We start from the raw sequence: 18,471 nt of genomic DNA on the forward strand, positions 1-18,471 counted from the left end.
ACTCCCGGCCGAAACCGTCGTCGGGCGGCAGCGTCAGGCGAGCGAGTCGATCCAGGCCTGATGCAGGGACGCGTACCGGCCGCCTTCACGGGTGATGAGGTCGCGTGGCGGACCGTCCTCCAGTACCTGCCCGTGTTCGAGAACGACTACCCGGTCGGCCACCTCGACCGTGGAGAGTCGGTGGGCGATGATCAGCGCGGTCCGGCCGGCCAGGATCGTCTGCAATGCCTGCTGCACCAGCCGTTCGCTGGGGATGTCGAGCGAAGAGGTGGCCTCGTCCAGGATCAGCACGTCGGGGTCGGCGAGGAACGCTCGCGCGAACGCGATGAGCTGCCGCTGGCCGGCCGACAGTCGTCCGCCGCGCTTGGCGACATCGGTGGCGAAGCCATCGGGCAAGGCGTCCACGAAGGTGTCGGCGCCGACGGCTGCGGCCGCTTCGCGCACCTGTTCGTCGGTCGCGTCCGGACGTCCGAAGCGGATGTTGTCGGCCACGGTGCCCTCGAACATGAAGTTCTCCTGGGTCACCATTACGACATGACGGCGCAGGTCGGTCTGCAACAGATCGCGCAGGTCGTGGCCGTCGAGCAGGACGCGTCCGGAATCGGGGTCGTGGTACCGGGCGATGAGCTTGGCGATCGTGGTCTTTCCCGCACCGGTCGTACCGACCAACGCGACGGTCTGTCCGGCCGGGACGCGCAGGTCGAGCCCGGGAAGCACCGGTCGTCCCTCGACGTAGGAGAAGTGGACGTCGTCGAACTCCACCTCGCCACGGACGTCGGTGAGCTCGGTCGGCTGCTCCGGGTCTGCGATCGCCGGCTTCTCGTCGAGCACCACCGCGAGCTTCTCCAGCGCGGAGGTCGCGGACTGGAAGGTGTTGTAGAACTGCGTGATCTCCTGCATCGGCTCGAAGAACATCCGCAGGTAGAGCAGGAACGCGGTCAGCACGCCGATGGTGATCTCGCCGTGCATCGCCAGGTAGCCGCCGTACAGCAGCACCACGCCCGTCGTGAGGTTGCCGATCAGCTTCACGCCGGGCATGAAGATGGCGATCAGGCGCATGGTGCGGATGTTGATGTCGCGATAGCGGTCGGCGAGGTCACCGAAGATCTGCTGGTTGCGGGGTTCGCGACGGTAGGCCTGGACGGCCTTGATGCCGGTCATCGACTCCACGAACTGCACGATGACCAGCGCCGAGATCTCACGCACCAGTCGGTACGCCTTCGCCGACTCGCGGCGGAACCACAGTGACAGCGCGATCAGGAACGGGAAACTGATCAGGCACACCAGGCCCAGGCGCAGATCGAGGGTGACCAGCAGGATCGAGGTGCCAACCAGGGTGAGGACTGCGGTGATGAGGCCGTCGAAGCCGTTCTCCAGCATCTCCTGGATGGCTTCGACGTCACTGGTCGAGCGACTGACCACCCGGCCGGAGGTGTACCGGTCGTGGAAGGACACGTCGAGCTTGCCGAAGTGCTTGAAGACGCGGCGGCGTAGTTCGAGCAGCACGTTCTGGCCGATGCGCCCGGACTGCAGGATGAACAACATCCGGAAGCAGCCCTGGAGAACCAGTGCGATCAGCAGGGCGATGACGACCTGGGTGAGCACGCTGGAGTCGCCGGAGCGCTGCAGCGGCGGCACTGCGTCGTCGACACCGATCTGCACCAGACGCGGCACGGCGAGGCGTGCTGCATTCTCGATGACGACGGCGACGCCGAGCACCGCGACGAGGCGGCGGTACGGACGAAGCAGGTCCCACAGCAGCGCCTTCGCTTGACCGCGTTCGGCGTTCTTCTCGACGTCGTCCTGCTGTTGTTCTGCCATCCGACCACGCCAGGCGGCAGCTTCCTGTTCGATCGATTCGGGTGTGGTGCCGGCTGATTTCTGGTCGGTGTCGGTGCTCATCGGCGTCCCTCGCGATCGTCGTCGGATTCGACGTCACGGCTTCGGCCGACGAGGACCACCTCGTCGCGCGCCTCACGTCGTTCATCGGTCTGCCAGGGTTCGTCGTGCTCGAGATCGGGATCGAGTTCGTCGTCCGCCGCCAGTAGGTAGCGGTACTGCGGGACGGTCGCCAACAACTCGGTATGAGATCCGACATGGGTGATCGTGCCGTGATCGAGCAACGCCACCTTGTCGGCGAGCAGGACGGTCGAGGCACGGTGTGCGACAACGATTCCGGTCGCGTCGGCGAGCACGTGGCGCAAGGCTTCCTCGACCAACGCCTCGGTGTGCACGTCGAGCGCGGACAGCGTGTCGTCGAGCACGAGGATGCGCGGATCGGCCAGCACCGCACGGGCGAGCGAGAGCCGTTGCCGCTGCCCACCGGACAGGCTCATCCCCTGCTCGCCGATGCGGGTGTCGAGGCCGAACGGAAGGTCTCGCACGAACTCCGCCTGAGCGACCTGGATCGCTGCGTCGATCTGTTGTGGCGTCGCGTCCGGGTTGCCGAGCGTGAGGTTCTCGCGGACCGACATCGAGAACAGCGTGGGATCCTCGAATGCCGTCGCAACCACCTTGCGCAGCACCGGCAACGGAAGCTCGCGTACGTCGACGCCGTCGATCAACACGGCGCCTTCGGTGACGTCGCGCAGGCGCGGGATCAGTCCGGTGAACACCGACTTGCCCGAGCCGGTCGCGCCGACAAGGGCGACCGTCTCCCCCGGCTCGACCACCAGGTTCAGATGACGCAGCACCCATTCGTCACTGTCGGGGAACCGGAACCCTGCATCGCGCAGTTCGAGCCGGCCGCCGGTGATGCGGGTGTCGCTCGTGCCGCTCTCGACGGTGCGTGGCGTGTCGAAGATCTCGGCGACACGGTCTGCCGCGGTCACGGTCTCCTGCAGCATGGACAGCATGGACAGCAGGAAGCCGAGGGCGGCGATCGGCCAGACCAGGTTGAGCATGAAGGTGATGAAGGCGACGAGTGTGCCGAGCGTGATGTCGCCGTTGCCGACGGCATGGGCGCCCATCGCGAGCACGATCACCAGCGTGGCGGTCGGGATGACTTCGAGCAGCGTCCAGAACCGCGACATGATCTTGACCTTGCGCAACTGGATCTCACGAAGTTCGGTCGCCTGGGTGTCGAATCGGTCGAACACGTACTGCTCGCGTCCGAACGACTTGACGACGCGAAGGCCGAGCGCTGCCTCCTCGACCTGTGTGGCGACGTTGCCGGTCTGGTCCTGAGCGGCACGGGAGGCCTTGCTGAACTGGCGCTCGTAGTGCAGGTTCGCGCCGACCACCGGCCCGATCGAGATCAGCACCACCAGACCGAGCGGCCAGTACATCCCGAGCAGGATCGCCGTGACGACCACGACCTGAATCACGTTGAGAATCAACAGGACCGACCCGAAGCCGATGAAGCGACGCATCATGCCGAGGTCGTTCATCACCCGGGAGAGCAATTGGCCCGACTGCCAGCTGCCGTGGAAGCTCATCGGCAGCACCTGCAGGCGCGCGTGCAGTTGCTGGCGGATGTCGTTCTCGACACCGGTGCTCGCGGTCTGCACCAGCCACCGGCGGATCATCCACAGCGCCGCTTCGGCGACACCGAGAAGGAGAGCGCTGCCGCCGAGGATCCACAGACCGCGCTCGTCGTTGTGCGCGACCGGGCCGTCGATCACCGCCCGCGTCATCAGCGGGATCGCGATCGTGCTGCCGATGGAGGCCAGCGCGACGATGAACATGACGATCATCCGGGTGCGGTACGGGCGCAGGTACGGCAACAAGCGGACCAGCGCGTTGCCCCGCAGACCGGGGCGCCCGGGCGGGGAGATGCTGGGTTCGCTGAGGAGTTCGCCGGCGTCCGTCACCGATTCCGTCGAACGACCTGTGGTCCTGCGTGCTTCGACCGCCAAGAGCTGACGCGCCCCCTCCAAAATCATTAGGCGCCGAACTGTGCGCCGGTTCCGCAGTATGTCAGCCGGCATCGACAACCCACGGATCGTGCACAGGCTTCGGGCGTCACGAAGCGACGGAAAGGATCTTCACCATCTCGTCGCAGCCCTTGATCTTCGCGTGTTGCAGCGGCGTGACCCCGTCCTTGTCCGGACGAACGACACCGGCGCGCAGCATCAGTCGGCCTGGGCGCTCAGCAGTGTCTGCAGCAGAGGTACGGGCAGCCGCCGGAAGGTACGACGCTCGCGGCTGCGGTCGAGCACCGCCACCTCGAGCTGGTCGGCGGTGAGTTCTCGCGAATTACCTTCGGCATCGACACCGAGCAACCGCACCGCCAACTGCAGCGCGCCGCCGAGGTCGAGGTCGGGACGCCATTCCTGCTCCAGTCCTGCGGAGATCCGATCTGCGCCGCCGCCCATCGCGACGTACCCGTGCTCGTCCGCGACGGACCCGTCGTACATCAGGCGGTAGATCTGGTCGTCGTCTGCCGTCGCGCCGATCTGCGCGACTACGATCTCCACCTCGTACGGCTTCGACTCCTGGGTGAACACCGTGCCGAGCGTCTGCGCGTACGCGTTGGCCAGGCCTCGGGCGGTGACGTCGGAACGGTCGTAGGAGTACCCGCGCAGATCGGCATACCGGACCCCGGCCACCCGTAGGTTCTCGAACTCGTTGTACTTGCCGACCGCCGCGAAGGCGATCCGGTCGTAGATCTCGGAGATCTTGTGCAGTGCCCGGCTGGGGTTCTCGGCGACGAACGCGATGCCGCCTTCATAAGCGAGCACGACCACCGCGCGCCCACGAGCAATTCCCTTGCGCGCGTAGTCGGCCCGATCCTTCATCAGTTGTTCGGGCGAGACGTAGAACGGCATGCTCATCGGTGCGCCTCCCCTTCCCTGCGGGCACGGACGACGGTCTCCACGACCGCCTCGATCTCGACATCGGTGACGAACCGCGAGCCCTCGGCGTCGAGGATCGCGACGTTGGGCCAGATGCGCCGGCCGGGGTCGGGACCACCGGTTGCGGAGTCGTCGTCGGCGGCGTCGTACAGCGCCTCGACGATCACCCGCACGGCGTCGTCCTGACTCATCCCCGAGCGCCAGAGCTTCTTCAGAGCGCCGCGGGCGAACAACGACCCCGAGCCGACCGAGTGGTACTGGTGCTCCTCGTAGCAACCGCCGGTGACGTCGTAACTGAACATGCGGCCCTTGCCGGTGTCGAGATCGAACCCGGCGAACAGCGGTACGACCGCCAGCCCCTGGATCGCCATGCCGAGGTTGCCGCGAATCATCGAGGCGAGCCGATTCGCCTTGCCCTGCAACGAAAGTCGGTCTCCCTCGATCTTCTCGTAGTGTTCGAGTTCGACCTGGAACAGGCGCACCATCTCGATCGCGACACCGGCGGTGCCGGCGATGCCCACCGACGAGTAGTCGTCGGTGAGGAAGACCTTCTTCATGGTGTGGCTGGCGATGAGGTTGCCCATCGTGGCGCGCCGGTCACCGGCGACCAGCACGCCACCGTTGTAGCTGAGCGAGACGATCGTCGTGCCGTGCGGAGCGTCCACCTGCACACTCGAGGGCGCATGGGTCGAGTCGGGCATCAGCGTCGGGGCGTAGGCCTGCAGGAACTCGGTGAACGACGAGGATCCCGGGGCGAAGTACGCGGCCGGCAGTCGTCCGCTCGGGTCCGCGGTCACTGGCCGCCCTTCTGGACGAACCCGCGCACGAACTCTTCTGAGTTCGCCTCGAGCACGCCGTCGATCTCGTCGAGGACACTGTCGATGTCGCCGGTCTGAACCTGCGGTGCAGCGGGTGCGGGTGGCGGCGTCTCCTGCGCCGGGTCGCCGTCGCGGCGCTGGGGGTTGATGCGTTCCTGTGCCATGACACCGTCTTTCATCGCGCGTACTGAACTACGTCCACCCTAACCGCGTGGCGGCGAGGCGGCCCGGTAGTCCGCGGTTACTGTGTCGCACATGCGTACAAGGGGTATGAAGAGGGCGCGTGTGACGGTCGCCGCGGCATTCGCCGCGTCGGTGATGCTCGGCGGTTGCGCCCTGGGTGGTTCCGATTCCGGAACCTCAGGAGACGGCGGGAGCCGAAGTGATGGCTCCAGCGCACGTTCCGGTAGTTCAGGAAGCCCCGGGAGTGATGGCGAGACCGCGCAGACCGGGGCCGACCGCCTCACGATCGCCTTCAGCGGCGACGACATCCCCCAGGAAGATCCCATCAAGGCCGCCAAGGCGCAGAGCAAGGACGGCGGTTACAACTTCAAGGCTCTGATGGCCGATGCCAAGCCGTTCACCGAGTCCGCCGACCTCGCCATCTGCAACATGGAGGCCGCGCTGTCGCCTGACAACACCAACCTCACGAAGGGGTTGCGGCACAACGGTCCTCGCGAGTTCGCCGAAGCGATGGCGTGGATGGGCTACGACGGCTGCAGCACCGCGAACAACCACACCTTCGATGCCGGGGTGAAGGGTCTCGCCGATACACGAAAGGTGATGGCGGACCACGGTCTGAAGGCCGCCGGGCCCGGGCCGGACGCGAACACACCGGGTCAGCCGGCCATGTACGACGTCAAGGGCGTCAAGGTCGCCCACCTCGCCTACAGCTACACCCTCGACAACTTCGCCGGCGGCAGCGACCTGTGGGTTCCGGATGAGGCGATCTGGATGAAGGAGGCGATGTGGAAACGCAAGAAGGCGAGCGGGATCATCGCCGACGCCGTCGCCGCACGGAAGTCCGGTGCTCAGATCGTGCTCGTCTCGATGCACTGGGGCAACGCGAACGATCACGCCCCCACACCGGCCATGGTCGAGACCGCGAACGAGCTCATGCAGTCGGGTTCGGTGGACACGATCATCGGAAACCACGCCCACGTCGTCCAGAAGTGCGAGCGGGTCAACGGGAAGATGGTCTATTTCGGCCTCGGCAACCAGATCTCCGACCAGGGCGTGAACTGGGGCTTCCCGGACGCCACCCAGGACGGCGTCATGGTCAAGGTCAGTTTCGAGCGCGGTGACGACGGCAGGTGGACACAGCCCAAGGCCGTCTTCCAACCCACCCGGGTCGCCCGTACGGCCGGCTACTTCGTTCGCCTGGTCACCGCGGACTCCAACAAGGTGTCCTACGAGCGCACCAGCAGCCTGATCAAGGGGCCGGGCAACTCGTGCAATCTGTCGCCCGCGAGTTGAAGCGCGCCGTCAGTCGGTGAGCAGCGTCCGCAGCAGTTCGTCCGCGCTGCCGGCCCTGTCGAACAGTGCGCCGACATGTTGCTCGGTGCCGCGCAAGGGTTCGAGCATCGGCACCCGCTGCATCGTGCGTCGCTCAGGGACGTCGAAGATGACCGAGTCCCACGAGGCTGCGGCGATGTTCTCGCCGAACTGACGGACGGCACGTCCGCGGAAGTAGGCACGGGTGTCGGTCGGCGGGTTGCTCACCGCCGCCTCGACGTCCGCCGCCGAGACGAGTTCGTCGAACCGGCCGCTCGCGGCGAGCTTGTGGAAGATGCCCTTGTCGGCCCGTACGTCACTCCACTGAATGTCGATCGCACGCATCTTCGGGTCACTCCATTCCAGCCCGCGGTTCCGATACCCCTGCAGCAGTTGAAGTTTCGCAACCCAGTCAACCTCGCGGGCCGCCGACATCGGGTCGTCGGCGAGCTTGTCGAGCACCTGCTGCCACCGGTCGAGCACCTCCACGGTCTCGCTGTCGAGGTCGCCGCTGCCCAACCAGTCACGCACCATCTGCAGGTAGGCGTACTGGATCTGCAGTGCGGTGAGTTCGCGGCCGTCCTCCAACCGCACCGAGGTGCGCAGCGTCGGGTCGTGCGAGATCGCCTGCAGCGCGGCGACCGGCTCCTGCAGGGCGAGATTCTGCGTGACCGCCCCGGCTTCGATCACCCCGAGCACCAGGCTGGTCGTGCCGAGCTTGAGAAAGTTCGCGACATCGCAGTGGTTGGCGTCGCCGATGATGACGTGCAACCGGCGGTACTTCTCGGTGACCGCGTGCGGCTCGTCACGGGTGTTGATGATCGGACGTTTCAGCGTCGTCTCCAGGCCGACCTCGGTCTCGAAGAAGTCGGCCCGCTGCGACAACTGGAATCCGGCACGCTGTGATTCGGTGCCGATTCCGACCTTGCCCGAACCACAGACGACCTGACGTGAGACGAAGAACGGGATGAGGCCACTGACGATGTCGGCGAAGGGTGTCAGGCGCCGCATCAGGTAGTTCTCGTGCGTTCCGTAGGACGCGCCCTTGCCGTCGGTGTTGTTCTTGTAGAGGTTGAGCGGCGGCATGCCAGGCTGGTTCAGCAGCCTGGCCGCCTCGCGCATCACGAGTTCGCCGGCGCGGTCCCAGATGACCGCGTCCCGTGGCCCGGTGACCTCCGGCGAGCTGTATTCCGGGTGGGCATGGTCGACGTACAAGCGTGCACCGTTGGTCAGCACGACGTTCGCCATCGTCGGATCTTCCTCGTCGGTGAGCTGACTCGGATCGGCGAACTCGCGGTCCATCGCGAACCCGCGGGCGTCCTGCAACGGCGCCTCGTCGGCGTAGTCCCAGCCCGTCTGTCCCGAGCGGAGTCCCATCGATCGGGCGTACGCGGTGACGACCCGCCCGGACATCAGCATCGGATTCACGGACGGATCCCCCGGTTGCGAGATGCCGTACTCGGTCTCGATACCCATCACCCGGCGCACGCTCATGGGCCCAGCCTATGAGCCGGGGCTGTGTCGCACCCCGTGGTGTCCGTGCCCGGCAGCGATACTGCTGCCATGTCCCGAACGACCTGGTCCGACACCGCCGGCATGCCGTTGCGTACCCGTGCCCTGTGCTTCAGCTTGGCGCGCCTGCAGCGCACCACCTTGTCGGAGATGAGCCTGGAACAGATCGCAGCTTCCCGAGCCCTCTCCCCCGCGCCGAAGTTCCCCGCCTCCCTCATCATCGGCTCGGTGACCAAGGGCGTGTCGATCGACGAATTCAGCATGGCCGGACGCGACGGGCACGACATCACCGTGCGCCGCTACCGCACCCGCCGCCACACCGACCGCGTGCTGCTGTACATCCACGGCGGTGGGTGGGTACGCGGGCGTCCGCGGGACTACGACTCGATGCTGTCAATGCTCACCGACCGGGCCGACTGCACCGTGCTCGCACCGGACTACCGCAAGGCTCCGGAGCACAAAGCGCCTGCGGGACTGCACGATTCGCTGGACGTCTTCGACTGGTTGTCGCACGGTCCGGCCGAGTGCGGCACGGATGAGCCGCGCGTCGTCGTCGGCGGTGACAGCGCCGGCGGTAACCTCTCGGCGCTCGTCGCGATCCACGCCCGCGACCACAACCGCGAACTGCTGGGACAAGTGCTGATCTACCCGGCGACCGACCTGTCCATCGTGCACGAGATGCGCCGAGCGCCCGCACTGACCGGGGGCGACATGGACCGCTACAAGGAGCTGTACCTCGAGGGCACCGGTCTGCGGGACACCGACCCCACCTTGTCGCCGGCGCGTGCCGACCTGCGTGGTCTGGCGCCTGCTCTGGTGCAGACGGCGGACCGTGACCCGCTGGCCCAGGAAGGGATCGATTTCGCCCGGATGCTCGAACGCGCCGGGGTCCGGGTGCGTCTCACCCGGTACTACGGCGTCCCGCATGGCTTCCTCAACATGCCCGGCGCGACCAGCTGCGGCCACCAGGCACGGATGGAGATTGCCGACCAGCTGAACGACTGGTGGGTGCGATGAGTGCCGAGGTGGCCGGCCACAGCAGGCCGCGCTGGTACCTGCTCGCACTCGACGTCGTCGTCGTGACGGTCTTCGCGGCCACCGGACGCCGGACCCACGGTGAGGCGAATCCTGTTGTGGGAGTGCTGGATACGGCGTGGCCATTCCTGCTCGGCATGGTCGCCGGCTGGGTGGTCGCGTACTACAACTGGGACCGCCGCGTGCCAGTGCATGTCCCGGCCGGTGTTGCGATCTGGGTCTGCGCGATCGCGATCGGCATGCTGTTGCGGCGGATCATGGGCGACGGTACGGCGCTTGCTTTCGTCATCGTCGCGACGCTGTTCGTCGGCGCCGGACTGATCGGCTGGCGCCTCATCCGGACGCTGGTGCTCAGGCGGGGCTGACGCTCCGGTTTTGACGCGTCTTCAACGCTCCGGCAACGACGTCCGCAGCGGCGGGCCAGTCGAGAGGCAACGGGGTCACTCCGCGCACGGCCGGTCCGTTCACCGCTCCGCCGCCGATGAAGACCTTGGTGACGGTGCTCAGTTCGCGCAGGCGGTCGCTGTGCATCAGCAACGGGCCGGGGCGAGTGCCGGTGAGGATGCAGGCGTCCGCGCAGACCGCTCGCACGGCGGCCAGGATCGCGGTCCACGGCGTGTCCGCACCCAGGACGACGGGCTGCCAACCGCGGTCGCGCAGCATGAGCCCGAACAGGTGCGCCGGAAGGTCATGCAGTTCCCCGGGCGGACAGGCGAGCACGATCTTGCCGTGGACGGGGCCACTGCCCTTGCGCCGGAACTCCCCGATGACATTGCGGATGATCTGTGACCCGTGGTGCTCGTGGGCCACGCTGAGCGTGCCGTTCTCCCACATCTCCCCGATGATCCCCAGGACAGGGACGAGCAATTCCGCGACCACCGCGTCATTGCCGCGCGCACTCTGAAAATCGACGATGTGCCCGCGCATCCGGGCGGCGTCCAGGCCCATGACCGCGTCGAAGACGTCTCGCTGCGGGTCGGTCATCCGATCCACCCGTGAGTTCGTCTGTTCGATCAAGAAGGGCACCACTCTCGCGTCGGCGTACCAGCCGAGGCAGGCACGTGAGTTCTCTGCCGAACTATCTTTTCACAGAGACGTCCCGCAGGCCGACTGATTACGAACCTCGCGCCTCAGTGGCAAACAGAGCAGACAGACCCGGCACAGAGCGAGAACGCCATGATCCGCAGCGCCTGAGCCCCCGGGTGCACAACTCCGTTGCCCTTGGCAGACAACGGTTGTCCGTCGATGAACGCTTGTTCCTGGTGGTGCTGGTCGCCGTGATTCACGCGATCTCCGTACTTGTTCGACTGCCGGCGTCCTCAGAGGTACTGGCCGGTGGTGGCGACCGAATCGATCGTCTTGGCGGATCCGCCGCCGGTCTTGCCGTCGATCAGAGTGCGGATGTAGGTGATCCGTTCCCCCTTCTTGCCCGAGATGCGCGCCCAGTCGTCCGGGTTGGTGGTGTTGGGCAGGTCTTCGTTCTCCTTGAACTCCACGACGCAGCTCTGCAACAGGTGCTCGACCCGGATGCCCTTGACCCCGGTGGTCAACTGATCCTTGATCGCCATCTTCTTGGCCCGGTCGACGATGTTCTGCACCATCGCGCCGGAGTTGAAGTCCTTGAAGTACAGGACCTCCTTGTCGCCGCTGGCGTAGGTGACCTCAAGGAAGCGGTTCTCATCGACCTCGGCGTACATCCGCTCAACGGTCGCCTGGATCATCGCCTCGACCGCGGCCTGCTTGTCACCACCGTGCTCGGCCACGTCGTCGGGGTGCAGCGGCAGCGTCGCGGTGAGGTATTTGCCGAAGATCTCGTGGGCGCTCTGGGCGTCCGGCCGTTCGATCTTGATCTTCACGTCCAGACGTCCGGGACGCAGGATGGCCGGGTCGATCATGTCCTCACGGTTGGAGGCACCGATGACGATGACGTTCTCGAGTTTCTCCACGCCGTCGATCTCGGCGAGCAGCTGCGGCACGACGGTTGTCTCGACGTCGGAGCTCACGCCCGAACCGCGGGTACGGAACAGCGACTCCATCTCGTCGAAGAACACCACCACGGGCGTGCCGTCCGAGGACGCCTCGCGGGCGCGCTGGAAGATCAGCCGGATGTGCCGCTCGGTCTCACCGACGTACTTGTTGAGCAGTTCCGGGCCCTTGATGTTCAGGAAGTAGCTCTTGGTCTGGTCCTGACCGGTCTTCTCGGCCACCTTGCGCGCCAGCGACGCCGCGACCGCCTTGGCGATCATCGTCTTTCCACAGCCGGGAGGGCCGTACAGCAGCACGCCCTTGGGCGGACGGAGCGCGTGCTCACGGAACAGGTCAGCGTGCAGATAAGGCAACTCGACCGCGTCCCGGATCTGCCCGATCTGGCCGGTGAGCCCACCGATGTCCTCGTACTGGATGTCGGGCACCTCCTCCAACACCAGGTCGGCCACCTCGGCCTTGGGGATGCGTTCGAAGACGAAGTTCGTGCGTGCGTCCAGCAGCAGCGAGTCACCCACCCGGATGCGTTCGTCCTTGAGCGCAGTCGCCACCCGGCACACCCGCTCCTCGTCGCCGTGCAGCACGACGAGCACGCGGTCCTCGCCGAGGAACTCCTTGCACTGGACGAGTTCGCCGACGTTCTCGTAGCCCAGCGTCTTGACCACGTTGAGGGCTTCGTTGAGGACGACCTCGCGTCCCGGGACCAGGTCGGTCTGCTCGATGGTCGGGCTGACCGAGACGCGCATCTTGCGCCCGGAGGTCAGGATGTCGACGGTGTCGTCGGATCGTTCGAGCACCACGCCGAAGGAGGCCGGCGGTTGGGCGAGGCGGTCGATCTCACCCTTGAGCGACACGATCTGTTCGCGCGCGTCCTTTAGGGTGCGCACCAGCCGCTCGTTCTGTGTCGACAAAGTCGCCTGTGCCGACTGCAGCTGGCGGATCGTCTGTTCGAGATCGAGCCGCTGGGTCGGGTTGGTGACGCGCGTCCGCAGGGCCTCGACCTCGGCGCGCAGACTCTGCACCTCGTCGTACTGCGGGTTCTGACCGGTGGGGCGTTGGTCGGCCACGTCACTCTCCTTCGACAGACGGCTCCGGCTTCGACCCTAACCGCCGGGACGCTCCTGGTCCGATTGCTGCTCACTGAATGAACGCGCCAGCTTGCGGACCTTCTTGTCCGAGACCGGCCGCTCCCCCACGTCTTCCGGGCTCCACTCGCCCGACGGCATGACGGCCTGGACGTCGGCCTCGTCGTAACCGTCCGCGGCACCCTTGCTCGGGCGACGCTTGCGCACCGGCGGGGTGACCCCCGGAGCGAGGCGGCGGGTGGAGATGAGGAAGCCGGTGTGGCCGTGCATCCGGTGCTCCGGACGCACCGCGAGACCTTCGAGGTGCCAGCCGCGAACGAGCGACTCCCACGCTTGCGGCTCGGTGAAACCGCTGTGGTCGCGCATCGCCTCGGCCGTGCGGGACAACTGCGTCGCGGTCGCGACGTAGCAGATGAGCAGACCACCCGGCGCCAAGGCATCGCCGACCACGCCGAGGCAGTCCCACGGCGCGAGCATGTCGAGCACCACGCGGTCGACGGTGCCGTTCTCGACGGTCTGCGGGAGTGCGTCGACCAGGTCGCCGACGGTGACCGACCACCCGGGATGCGGGGCACCGAAGAAGGAATTGACGTTGCCCTTCGCGATCTGCGCGAAGTCATCGCGCCGCTCGAAGGAGTACAGACGTCCCTGGTCGCCGACCGCGCGCAGCAACGACATCGACAGCGCACCCGAGCCGACACCTGCCTCGACGACCGTCGCGCCGGGGAAGATGTCACCCATGGTGACGATCTGACCGGCGTCCTTGGGGTAGACGACGGCGGCGCCGCGAGGCATCGACAGCACGAAGTCAGGCAGTAGCGGCCGCAACGCGAGGTACTCGACGCCGGCGGTGTTGGTGATTGTGGTGCCGTCCGGGCGGCCGATCAGATCGTCGTGCGCGAGGTACCCACGGTGGGTGTGGAACTGCTTGCCCGTGCCGAGCGTGATCGTGTGCATCCGACCCTTCGGATCGGTGAGTTGGACGCGTTCGCCCTCGGTGAAGGGTCCGCGGCGCAGGTCGGCACCGAGCGGGCCGTCCGTGGTCGCCGGGACGCTGTCGGTGCTGCTTTCAGGGGCGTCGGTCATGAGGCGCAAGTCTAGGTCGCACCGGCTGGTGCTCCGAACCGGCGAACGGGTCAGCGGACGGCGGAGCGCACCGCAGCGATGAGTTCGTCGCGCTCGATCCAGCCCACCGGGCGTCCGTCCGGTGCCAGCACGACGGTGCGCTCGGCGACTTCGCCGTGCCTCGCGGCGTTGTCGACCAGCTTGGAGAGGTCGTGTTCGGCGTCCTCGTCGTGTTCCAGGCGTACCACCCAGGGTCCGGACGGTTTGAGCATCAGCGCGGAAGCCGGGGTGGCCGCTCGTTGGTCGAGCGGCACCATCATCGCGCTCCCGGCCGGGACGAAGCCCTCGGGCTCACCGTTCGGCGCCATCAGGACGGTGTCGTACGGCGGCAGGTGCTCGACCGAGATGTCGTACGGGGCCGCCGACAACGGACGCAGGATGTCGCGCAGCGCGACCGACCCGAGCTGGCTGCTGACGTTGCCCCGGTTGATCGCCGCGGACGCCCCAAACCACATGAAGGACGCGATGAGCGCGATCCAGATCGTGCCGATGAGGGACAACGGACGGCCCTGCACCATGGGCCAGACGATGAGGACCGCGATGACGGCCAGCGTCACCAGACGTCCGCACCAGCCGGCGACGACCGTCCCCTTGTTTCGGTTGCCGGTGGCGGCCCACACACCCGCTTCGACCAGGTGGCCGCCATCGAGGGGGAAGCCGGGCAGGAGATTGAACGCCGCCACCAGGCCGTTCGCCCAGGTGAACGCGACGACCAGCAGGCGGGCGACATCCGGCAGATCGAGTTGCAGTACACCGAATCCGATGAGTGCGAGCAGCGCATTGGACAGCGGGCCTACTGCCGCGACAATCGCGCTGCTGCCGGCGGTGCGGCCTTCCTTGGTGAAGGAGGTATGGCCACCCCAGAGGTCGGCGACGATCTGGTGCACCTCGAACCCGCGCCATTGTCCCGCCAACGCGTGCGCAGCCTCGTGGACGAGGACAGAGATGAGCAGACCGACGACGTACGCGAAGGCGACGACGTAGGCGGTGGTCCCGAGTTCGGGCAGTGCCCGCCGCACCTGTGGACCGAAGGTGAACACGATGACGACCGCGATGAGCACCCAACTGCGTCCGATGAACACCGGCACTCCGCGCAGCGATCCGATCTTGAGACCGGGGGCCGGCTGCGGGGTCTGCGTCATGGGCGAAGGTTATCCGTCGGCCCTGTGCGCCTCCGAATCCAGTTGCGCGACGGTCGAGCCTGACCTACGTCGCTGGGTTGAGCCTGACCGACGTCGCTGGTTGAGCCCGACGCCCGAGGAACGAGGGCATCGGTGCCGAAACCACCGGGACGCGACACAACGGCGGCCTCGCTTTCGGAAACCTCCTGTTGGTCGATCGAGGCACGGCACGAATTCGCCGACGGAGGTTGTCGGTGGTCCCGCCTAGAGTTTCTTCATGAGCATCAGCTACGAGTTCTACGAACCGGTATCACCGGTGGAATTCGTTCTGCTGCAATCATTTTCGGACCCGAAGCAGCGTTTGTTGAACCAGCTTCTGAACGCTTTGGGGTCACCCGCGGAGATGCTGACGTTCGCAAACCGGATCTCCCGGGAAGCGTTTCACCGGCTCGAATCAGACGCCGTGCTCAACACCGGGTCCAGCGCCACCGCTCGCCCTGTCGATGTCGATGACATGCGGCTGTTGGAGGAAGCCATCAAAGGCTCCACCCAGTTGGCATCCACCTCACAGGCCGTGCAGGCGATGGCCATGGCTCGGTACGCCGCGATCGACGAAGAACCCGTCGACGCCGACACCGGTGTCACTGCGAAGGTCGAACACCCGCTCGGTCACCAGGCGCCGTTCGCCGACACCGACCTGGCGGCTGCCTGTCAGATGAATCCCCGCACTGCGTCAAGCAAGATGAGCAACTCGATCGATACGTGCACCAAAACGCCCGGGTTGCTGGCTGCGGCGGTGGAAGGGGAGATTCCCTTCTGGAAGGTCAGCCTCGTTGCCTCGGAGTTGGTGAACGCTTCACCCGAAACCTCTCACCGGGTCGAGCAGCACCTGCTCGACACCAAAGGCTTCAACAGCTGGGGTTACCTGAAGGTGAAGACCGCCGCGCGCGCTTTGGTGACCCAATGGGAGGCCGAGGCTGCGAAGAAGGCGCGGGTCAAAGAAGCCAAAGAAGCCACCGGTGTCTGGGTTCGCCCCTCCGACATTGCCGGGATGGCCGAGCTGTGCGCCGTCGGACCGGCCGACCAGATCGCCCGCATCTACGGAGCCGTCGACCAACTCGCTGATCAACGCGCCAAGAACCCGCCCGAGGGTGACGACCCCGATGAATCGAAGCCGACACTCGGACAACTGCGCCTGGGCGCGTTGCACGACCTCGTCACCCAAGGTGCTGACGTCAGCTACCAGGTCGTCATCCAGGTCCCTGTCGTTCGTGAGGAGCAACAGGCTGCGACCGCGGCCCGACGCGCCACCGACGACCCCGCACACCAGCCCGGCGCCTCCTCGGATGATGGTGCACCACCACCGGGGCAGTCCGCGTCCTCCCCGCGAGGTCCTGATGACTCCAAGCAGGCCGCCGACACTGGTGGCCCCGAATCCGGCTCAACAGCACGCGAATCGGACCGTTGCTACACGACAGGGTGGGCACGGATCGCAGGGATCGGGTTCATCCCACCCGAAGTCCTCGAAGCGTTGATCGACCAGTTCGGATGCCGCCTGACCCGAGCACTGGTCGACGCCGACACCGGAGTCACCTGCGAGACCTCGACAACCGCGTACGAGCCCACGCCGCGGATGAGGGAGTTCGTGCAACAACGCGACAAAACCTGCCGGTTCCCCATGTGCACCAGGACCGCCATCAGATGCGACATCGACCACGTCATCGAATGGCCCCAGGGACCCACCGCCGGGCACAACCTCGCCGCACTCTGCCGACACCACCACGACACGAAGACCAAGAAGCACTGGGACTACCACATGAGCGACGACGGAGTCTGCACCTGGACCTCACTCACCGGGCGCACCTACGTCACCTACCCCGACTCCGTGCACGACGCCTCGTAGGCCCCATTCTGTCGGAGCCGGGACTGAGTGTCGGTGGGGCTGTCTAGGGTCAGACCCATGCAGGACGGCATGATGACTGTTTCAAGGATCGGCGACCATCCGGTGACACGTGTGAAACGAGCGATCTCGCCGAGCCGCGCGGCCGACTACATGCAATGTCCGCTGCTGTACCGCTTCCGCGTCATCGACCGGCTGCCCGAACCACCGTCCGCCGCGGCCGCTCGCGGCACCCTCGTCCACGCCGTGTTGGAGCGACTCTTCGATGTCGAGGCAGCTGATCGCACGCTTGAGCATGCCCACTCGCTGCTCGCACCGCAGTGGGAGGCGCTCGTCGAGAGCGAGCCGGAACTCGCGTCCCTGGTCGACGGTGAGCTCGGCGACTGGCTGCGTCCGGCCCGCACGCTGGTCGCGAAGTGGTTCGCGCTCGAGGATCCGACCCGTCTCGAACCGGCCGAGCGGGAGCTCTACGTCGAAGCCGAGGTCGACGGGCTCACCCTGCGCGGCTACGTCGACCGCCTCGACGTCGCACCGACGGGTGAGATGCGGGTGGTCGACTACAAGACCGGCCGCTCGCCGTCCGCACTGTTCGAAGCCAAGGCGCTGTTCCAGATGAAGTTCTACGCCTTGGTGCTATGGCGCACCCGGGGCGAGATCCCCCGCCTGCTGCAACTGGTCTACCTCGGCAACGGGGAGATCGTCCGCTACTCCCCCGACGAGCGCGAACTGCTGGCGACCGAACGCAAGATCAAGGCGCTCTGGGACGCCATCGCGCGGTCGGCGAGCACCGGCGACTGGCGTCCGTCCCGTTCACGCCTGTGCTCCTGGTGCAGCCATCAGGCGTTGTGTCCGCAGTTCGGCGGCACGGTGCCACCGCTGCCTGCACTCGCAGCGGAACGCGCAGTTGATCCCGCGTATGCCGGTGAGCCGGAGGTAGGTCAGGACTGAGTCGTGCGGCTCCACAATGACTCGATGGTCTCCCCGGCCAGCGTCGCGACCTTCACCGCACCGACCTCGTCCGGCACGTCGACGATGTGCGGCACCGCGATCGTCCGGGCTCCGGCGGCGACAGCCGAGCGCGCACCGGTCGGCGAATCCTCCACCGCCAGACAGTGGCTGGGATCGACCCCGAGTGCCTCGGCGGCGACAAGGTAGGGCTGCGGATGCGGCTTGCCGTGCTCGACCACGTCCCCAGTGACGACCGCACCGAACGTGCCCGTGGGCAGTTCGTCCACCATCACCCGCGCGAAGGACTCGTACGACATCGTCACCAAGGCATTGGGAATCCCCTGTGCCACAGCCTCTTTCAGCAACTCAGCGGCACCGGGACGCCACGGGATGTGCTCGTGCATCTGCCTGATCACCGACTCCAGGAGGGTGTCGACGATCTCCTCGTCGGGCAGTGTCACCGGCGATTTCTCCCTGATCATCTGTGCCGACACCACGAGCGGGTTACCGACGAGTTGGTGCGCCAACTCATCAGTCCACACACCACCGAACGAGGCGACAAGTTCACGCTCGGCGTTCATCCAGTACGGCTCGGTGTCGACCAGCGTGCCGTCCATGTCCCACAGAATCGCTTCCGGCATCTCTGCCATCACG

The 18,471-nt window shown here is 66.5% G+C and carries 17 protein-coding genes; 5 read left to right on the forward strand and 12 right to left on the reverse strand.

Annotation, left to right across the window (positions count from 1 at the left end; all coding sequences use genetic code 11):
• Positions 1 to 33: 33 nt before the first annotated feature.
• The 5 genes from FB459_RS11245 to FB459_RS11270 form a co-directional block, all read right to left on the reverse strand.
• A complete protein-coding gene (locus tag FB459_RS11245) occupies positions 34 to 1,821 on the reverse strand; it encodes an ABC transporter ATP-binding protein (protein WP_141929515.1) in 1,788 nt (595 codons plus the stop codon).
• A gap of 77 nt (positions 1,822 to 1,898) precedes the next feature.
• On the reverse strand, positions 1,899 to 3,812 hold the full coding sequence (locus FB459_RS11250; protein ID WP_246092416.1) for an ABC transporter ATP-binding protein: 1,914 nt from the start codon (positions 3,810 to 3,812) through the stop codon (positions 1,899 to 1,901).
• A gap of 261 nt (positions 3,813 to 4,073) precedes the next feature.
• Complete coding sequence (gene prcA / locus FB459_RS11260; protein ID WP_141928563.1) at positions 4,074 to 4,775, reverse strand: proteasome subunit alpha; 702 nt, start codon at positions 4,773 to 4,775, stop codon at positions 4,074 to 4,076.
• Positions 4,772 to 5,593, reverse strand: coding sequence for a proteasome subunit beta (prcB, locus tag FB459_RS11265; protein ID WP_141928564.1), 822 nt, complete (start codon positions 5,591 to 5,593; stop codon positions 4,772 to 4,774). The genes prcA and prcB overlap by 4 nt, the downstream gene beginning before the upstream one ends.
• Positions 5,590 to 5,778, reverse strand: coding sequence for a ubiquitin-like protein Pup (locus FB459_RS11270; protein WP_129626828.1), 189 nt, complete (start codon positions 5,776 to 5,778; stop codon positions 5,590 to 5,592). Before FB459_RS11270 ends, prcB begins: the two co-directional genes overlap by 4 nt.
• 91 nt (positions 5,779 to 5,869) lie before the next feature.
• Here FB459_RS11270 and FB459_RS11275 point away from each other — a divergent pair, with 91 nt between their 5' ends.
• Positions 5,870 to 7,090, forward strand: a complete 1,221-nt coding sequence (locus tag FB459_RS11275) for a CapA family protein (protein ID WP_141928566.1) — start codon at positions 5,870 to 5,872, stop codon at positions 7,088 to 7,090.
• 9 nt (positions 7,091 to 7,099) lie between these two features.
• On the opposite strand, the gene dop is transcribed toward FB459_RS11275, so the two are convergent.
• Positions 7,100 to 8,602: a depupylase/deamidase Dop gene (dop, locus tag FB459_RS11280; protein ID WP_141928567.1), complete on the reverse strand. Its 1,503-nt coding sequence runs from the start codon at positions 8,600 to 8,602 to the stop codon at positions 7,100 to 7,102.
• A 69-nt stretch (positions 8,603 to 8,671) separates the two neighbouring features.
• Here dop and FB459_RS11285 point away from each other — a divergent pair, with 69 nt between their 5' ends.
• The gene (locus tag FB459_RS11285; protein ID WP_141928568.1) at positions 8,672 to 9,637 is read left to right on the forward strand and encodes an alpha/beta hydrolase; all 966 of its coding nucleotides are present in this window, start codon (positions 8,672 to 8,674) and stop codon (positions 9,635 to 9,637) included.
• On the forward strand, positions 9,634 to 10,020 hold the full coding sequence (locus FB459_RS11290) for a DUF3054 domain-containing protein (protein WP_141928569.1): 387 nt from the start codon (positions 9,634 to 9,636) through the stop codon (positions 10,018 to 10,020). Before FB459_RS11285 ends, FB459_RS11290 begins: the two co-directional genes overlap by 4 nt.
• Here the strand turns inward: FB459_RS11290 and FB459_RS11295 are convergent.
• The 5 genes from FB459_RS11295 to FB459_RS11310 all read right to left on the reverse strand — a co-directional run bounded on the left by FB459_RS11295 (position 10,007) and on the right by FB459_RS11310 (position 14,990).
• Positions 10,007 to 10,672 carry a cobalamin B12-binding domain-containing protein gene (locus FB459_RS11295; RefSeq protein ID WP_141928570.1) on the reverse strand — a complete coding sequence of 222 codons (666 nt, stop codon included), beginning with the start codon at positions 10,670 to 10,672 and terminating at the stop codon, positions 10,007 to 10,009. The genes FB459_RS11290 and FB459_RS11295 overlap by 14 nt on opposite strands.
• A gap of 113 nt (positions 10,673 to 10,785) precedes the next feature.
• On the reverse strand, positions 10,786 to 10,941 hold the full coding sequence (locus FB459_RS17350) for a hypothetical protein (RefSeq protein WP_170221886.1): 156 nt from the start codon (positions 10,939 to 10,941) through the stop codon (positions 10,786 to 10,788).
• A 33-nt stretch (positions 10,942 to 10,974) separates the two neighbouring features.
• Complete coding sequence (gene arc, locus FB459_RS11300) at positions 10,975 to 12,579, reverse strand: proteasome ATPase (RefSeq protein ID WP_246092557.1); 1,605 nt, start codon at positions 12,577 to 12,579, stop codon at positions 10,975 to 10,977.
• A 162-nt stretch (positions 12,580 to 12,741) separates the two neighbouring features.
• Complete coding sequence (locus FB459_RS11305) at positions 12,742 to 13,809, reverse strand: tRNA (adenine-N1)-methyltransferase (protein ID WP_141928572.1); 1,068 nt, start codon at positions 13,807 to 13,809, stop codon at positions 12,742 to 12,744.
• Between the two features lie 50 nt (positions 13,810 to 13,859).
• On the reverse strand, positions 13,860 to 14,990 hold the full coding sequence (locus tag FB459_RS11310; protein WP_141928573.1) for a site-2 protease family protein: 1,131 nt from the start codon (positions 14,988 to 14,990) through the stop codon (positions 13,860 to 13,862).
• 256 nt (positions 14,991 to 15,246) lie between these two features.
• Here FB459_RS11310 and FB459_RS11315 point away from each other — a divergent pair, with 256 nt between their 5' ends.
• Complete coding sequence (locus FB459_RS11315) at positions 15,247 to 16,872, forward strand: HNH endonuclease signature motif containing protein (RefSeq protein WP_141928574.1); 1,626 nt, start codon at positions 15,247 to 15,249, stop codon at positions 16,870 to 16,872.
• 57 nt (positions 16,873 to 16,929) lie between these two features.
• The gene (locus FB459_RS11320) at positions 16,930 to 17,817 is read left to right on the forward strand and encodes a RecB family exonuclease (RefSeq protein WP_246092417.1); all 888 of its coding nucleotides are present in this window, start codon (positions 16,930 to 16,932) and stop codon (positions 17,815 to 17,817) included.
• On the opposite strand, the gene FB459_RS11325 is transcribed toward FB459_RS11320, so the two are convergent.
• Entirely contained in the window at positions 17,808 to 18,467 is a 660-nt protein-coding gene (locus FB459_RS11325) for an HAD family hydrolase (RefSeq protein WP_141928575.1), read from the reverse strand. The genes FB459_RS11320 and FB459_RS11325 overlap by 10 nt on opposite strands.
• Between the last annotated feature and the right edge of the window lie 4 nt (positions 18,468 to 18,471).

It is taken from the genome of Yimella lutea (assembly GCF_006715095.1).
Classification (GTDB): Bacteria; Actinomycetota; Actinomycetes; order Actinomycetales; family Dermatophilaceae; genus Yimella; species Yimella lutea.

Coding starts and splice junctions, on each gene's coding strand:
- FB459_RS11320 (WP_246092417.1), top strand. CDS start 16,930: ATGCAGGACGGCATGATGACTGTTTCAAGGATCGGCGACCATCCGGTG.
- FB459_RS11290 (WP_141928569.1), top strand. CDS start 9,634: ATGAGTGCCGAGGTGGCCGGCCACAGCAGGCCGCGCTGGTACCTGCTC.
- FB459_RS11285 (WP_141928568.1), top strand. CDS start 8,672: ATGTCCCGAACGACCTGGTCCGACACCGCCGGCATGCCGTTGCGTACC.
- FB459_RS11245 (WP_141929515.1), bottom strand. CDS start 1,821: ATGGCAGAACAACAGCAGGACGACGTCGAGAAGAACGCCGAACGCGGT.
- FB459_RS11310 (WP_141928573.1), bottom strand. CDS start 14,990: ATGACGCAGACCCCGCAGCCGGCCCCCGGTCTCAAGATCGGATCGCTG.
- FB459_RS11275 (WP_141928566.1), top strand. CDS start 5,870: ATGCGTACAAGGGGTATGAAGAGGGCGCGTGTGACGGTCGCCGCGGCA.
- FB459_RS11315 (WP_141928574.1), top strand. CDS start 15,247: ATGAGCATCAGCTACGAGTTCTACGAACCGGTATCACCGGTGGAATTC.
- FB459_RS11305 (WP_141928572.1), bottom strand. CDS start 13,809: ATGACCGACGCCCCTGAAAGCAGCACCGACAGCGTCCCGGCGACCACG.
- prcA (WP_141928563.1), bottom strand. CDS start 4,775: ATGAGCATGCCGTTCTACGTCTCGCCCGAACAACTGATGAAGGATCGG.
- FB459_RS11325 (WP_141928575.1), bottom strand. CDS start 18,467: ATGGCAGAGATGCCGGAAGCGATTCTGTGGGACATGGACGGCACGCTG.
- dop (WP_141928567.1), bottom strand. CDS start 8,602: ATGAGCGTGCGCCGGGTGATGGGTATCGAGACCGAGTACGGCATCTCG.
- FB459_RS11270 (WP_129626828.1), bottom strand. CDS start 5,778: ATGGCACAGGAACGCATCAACCCCCAGCGCCGCGACGGCGACCCGGCG.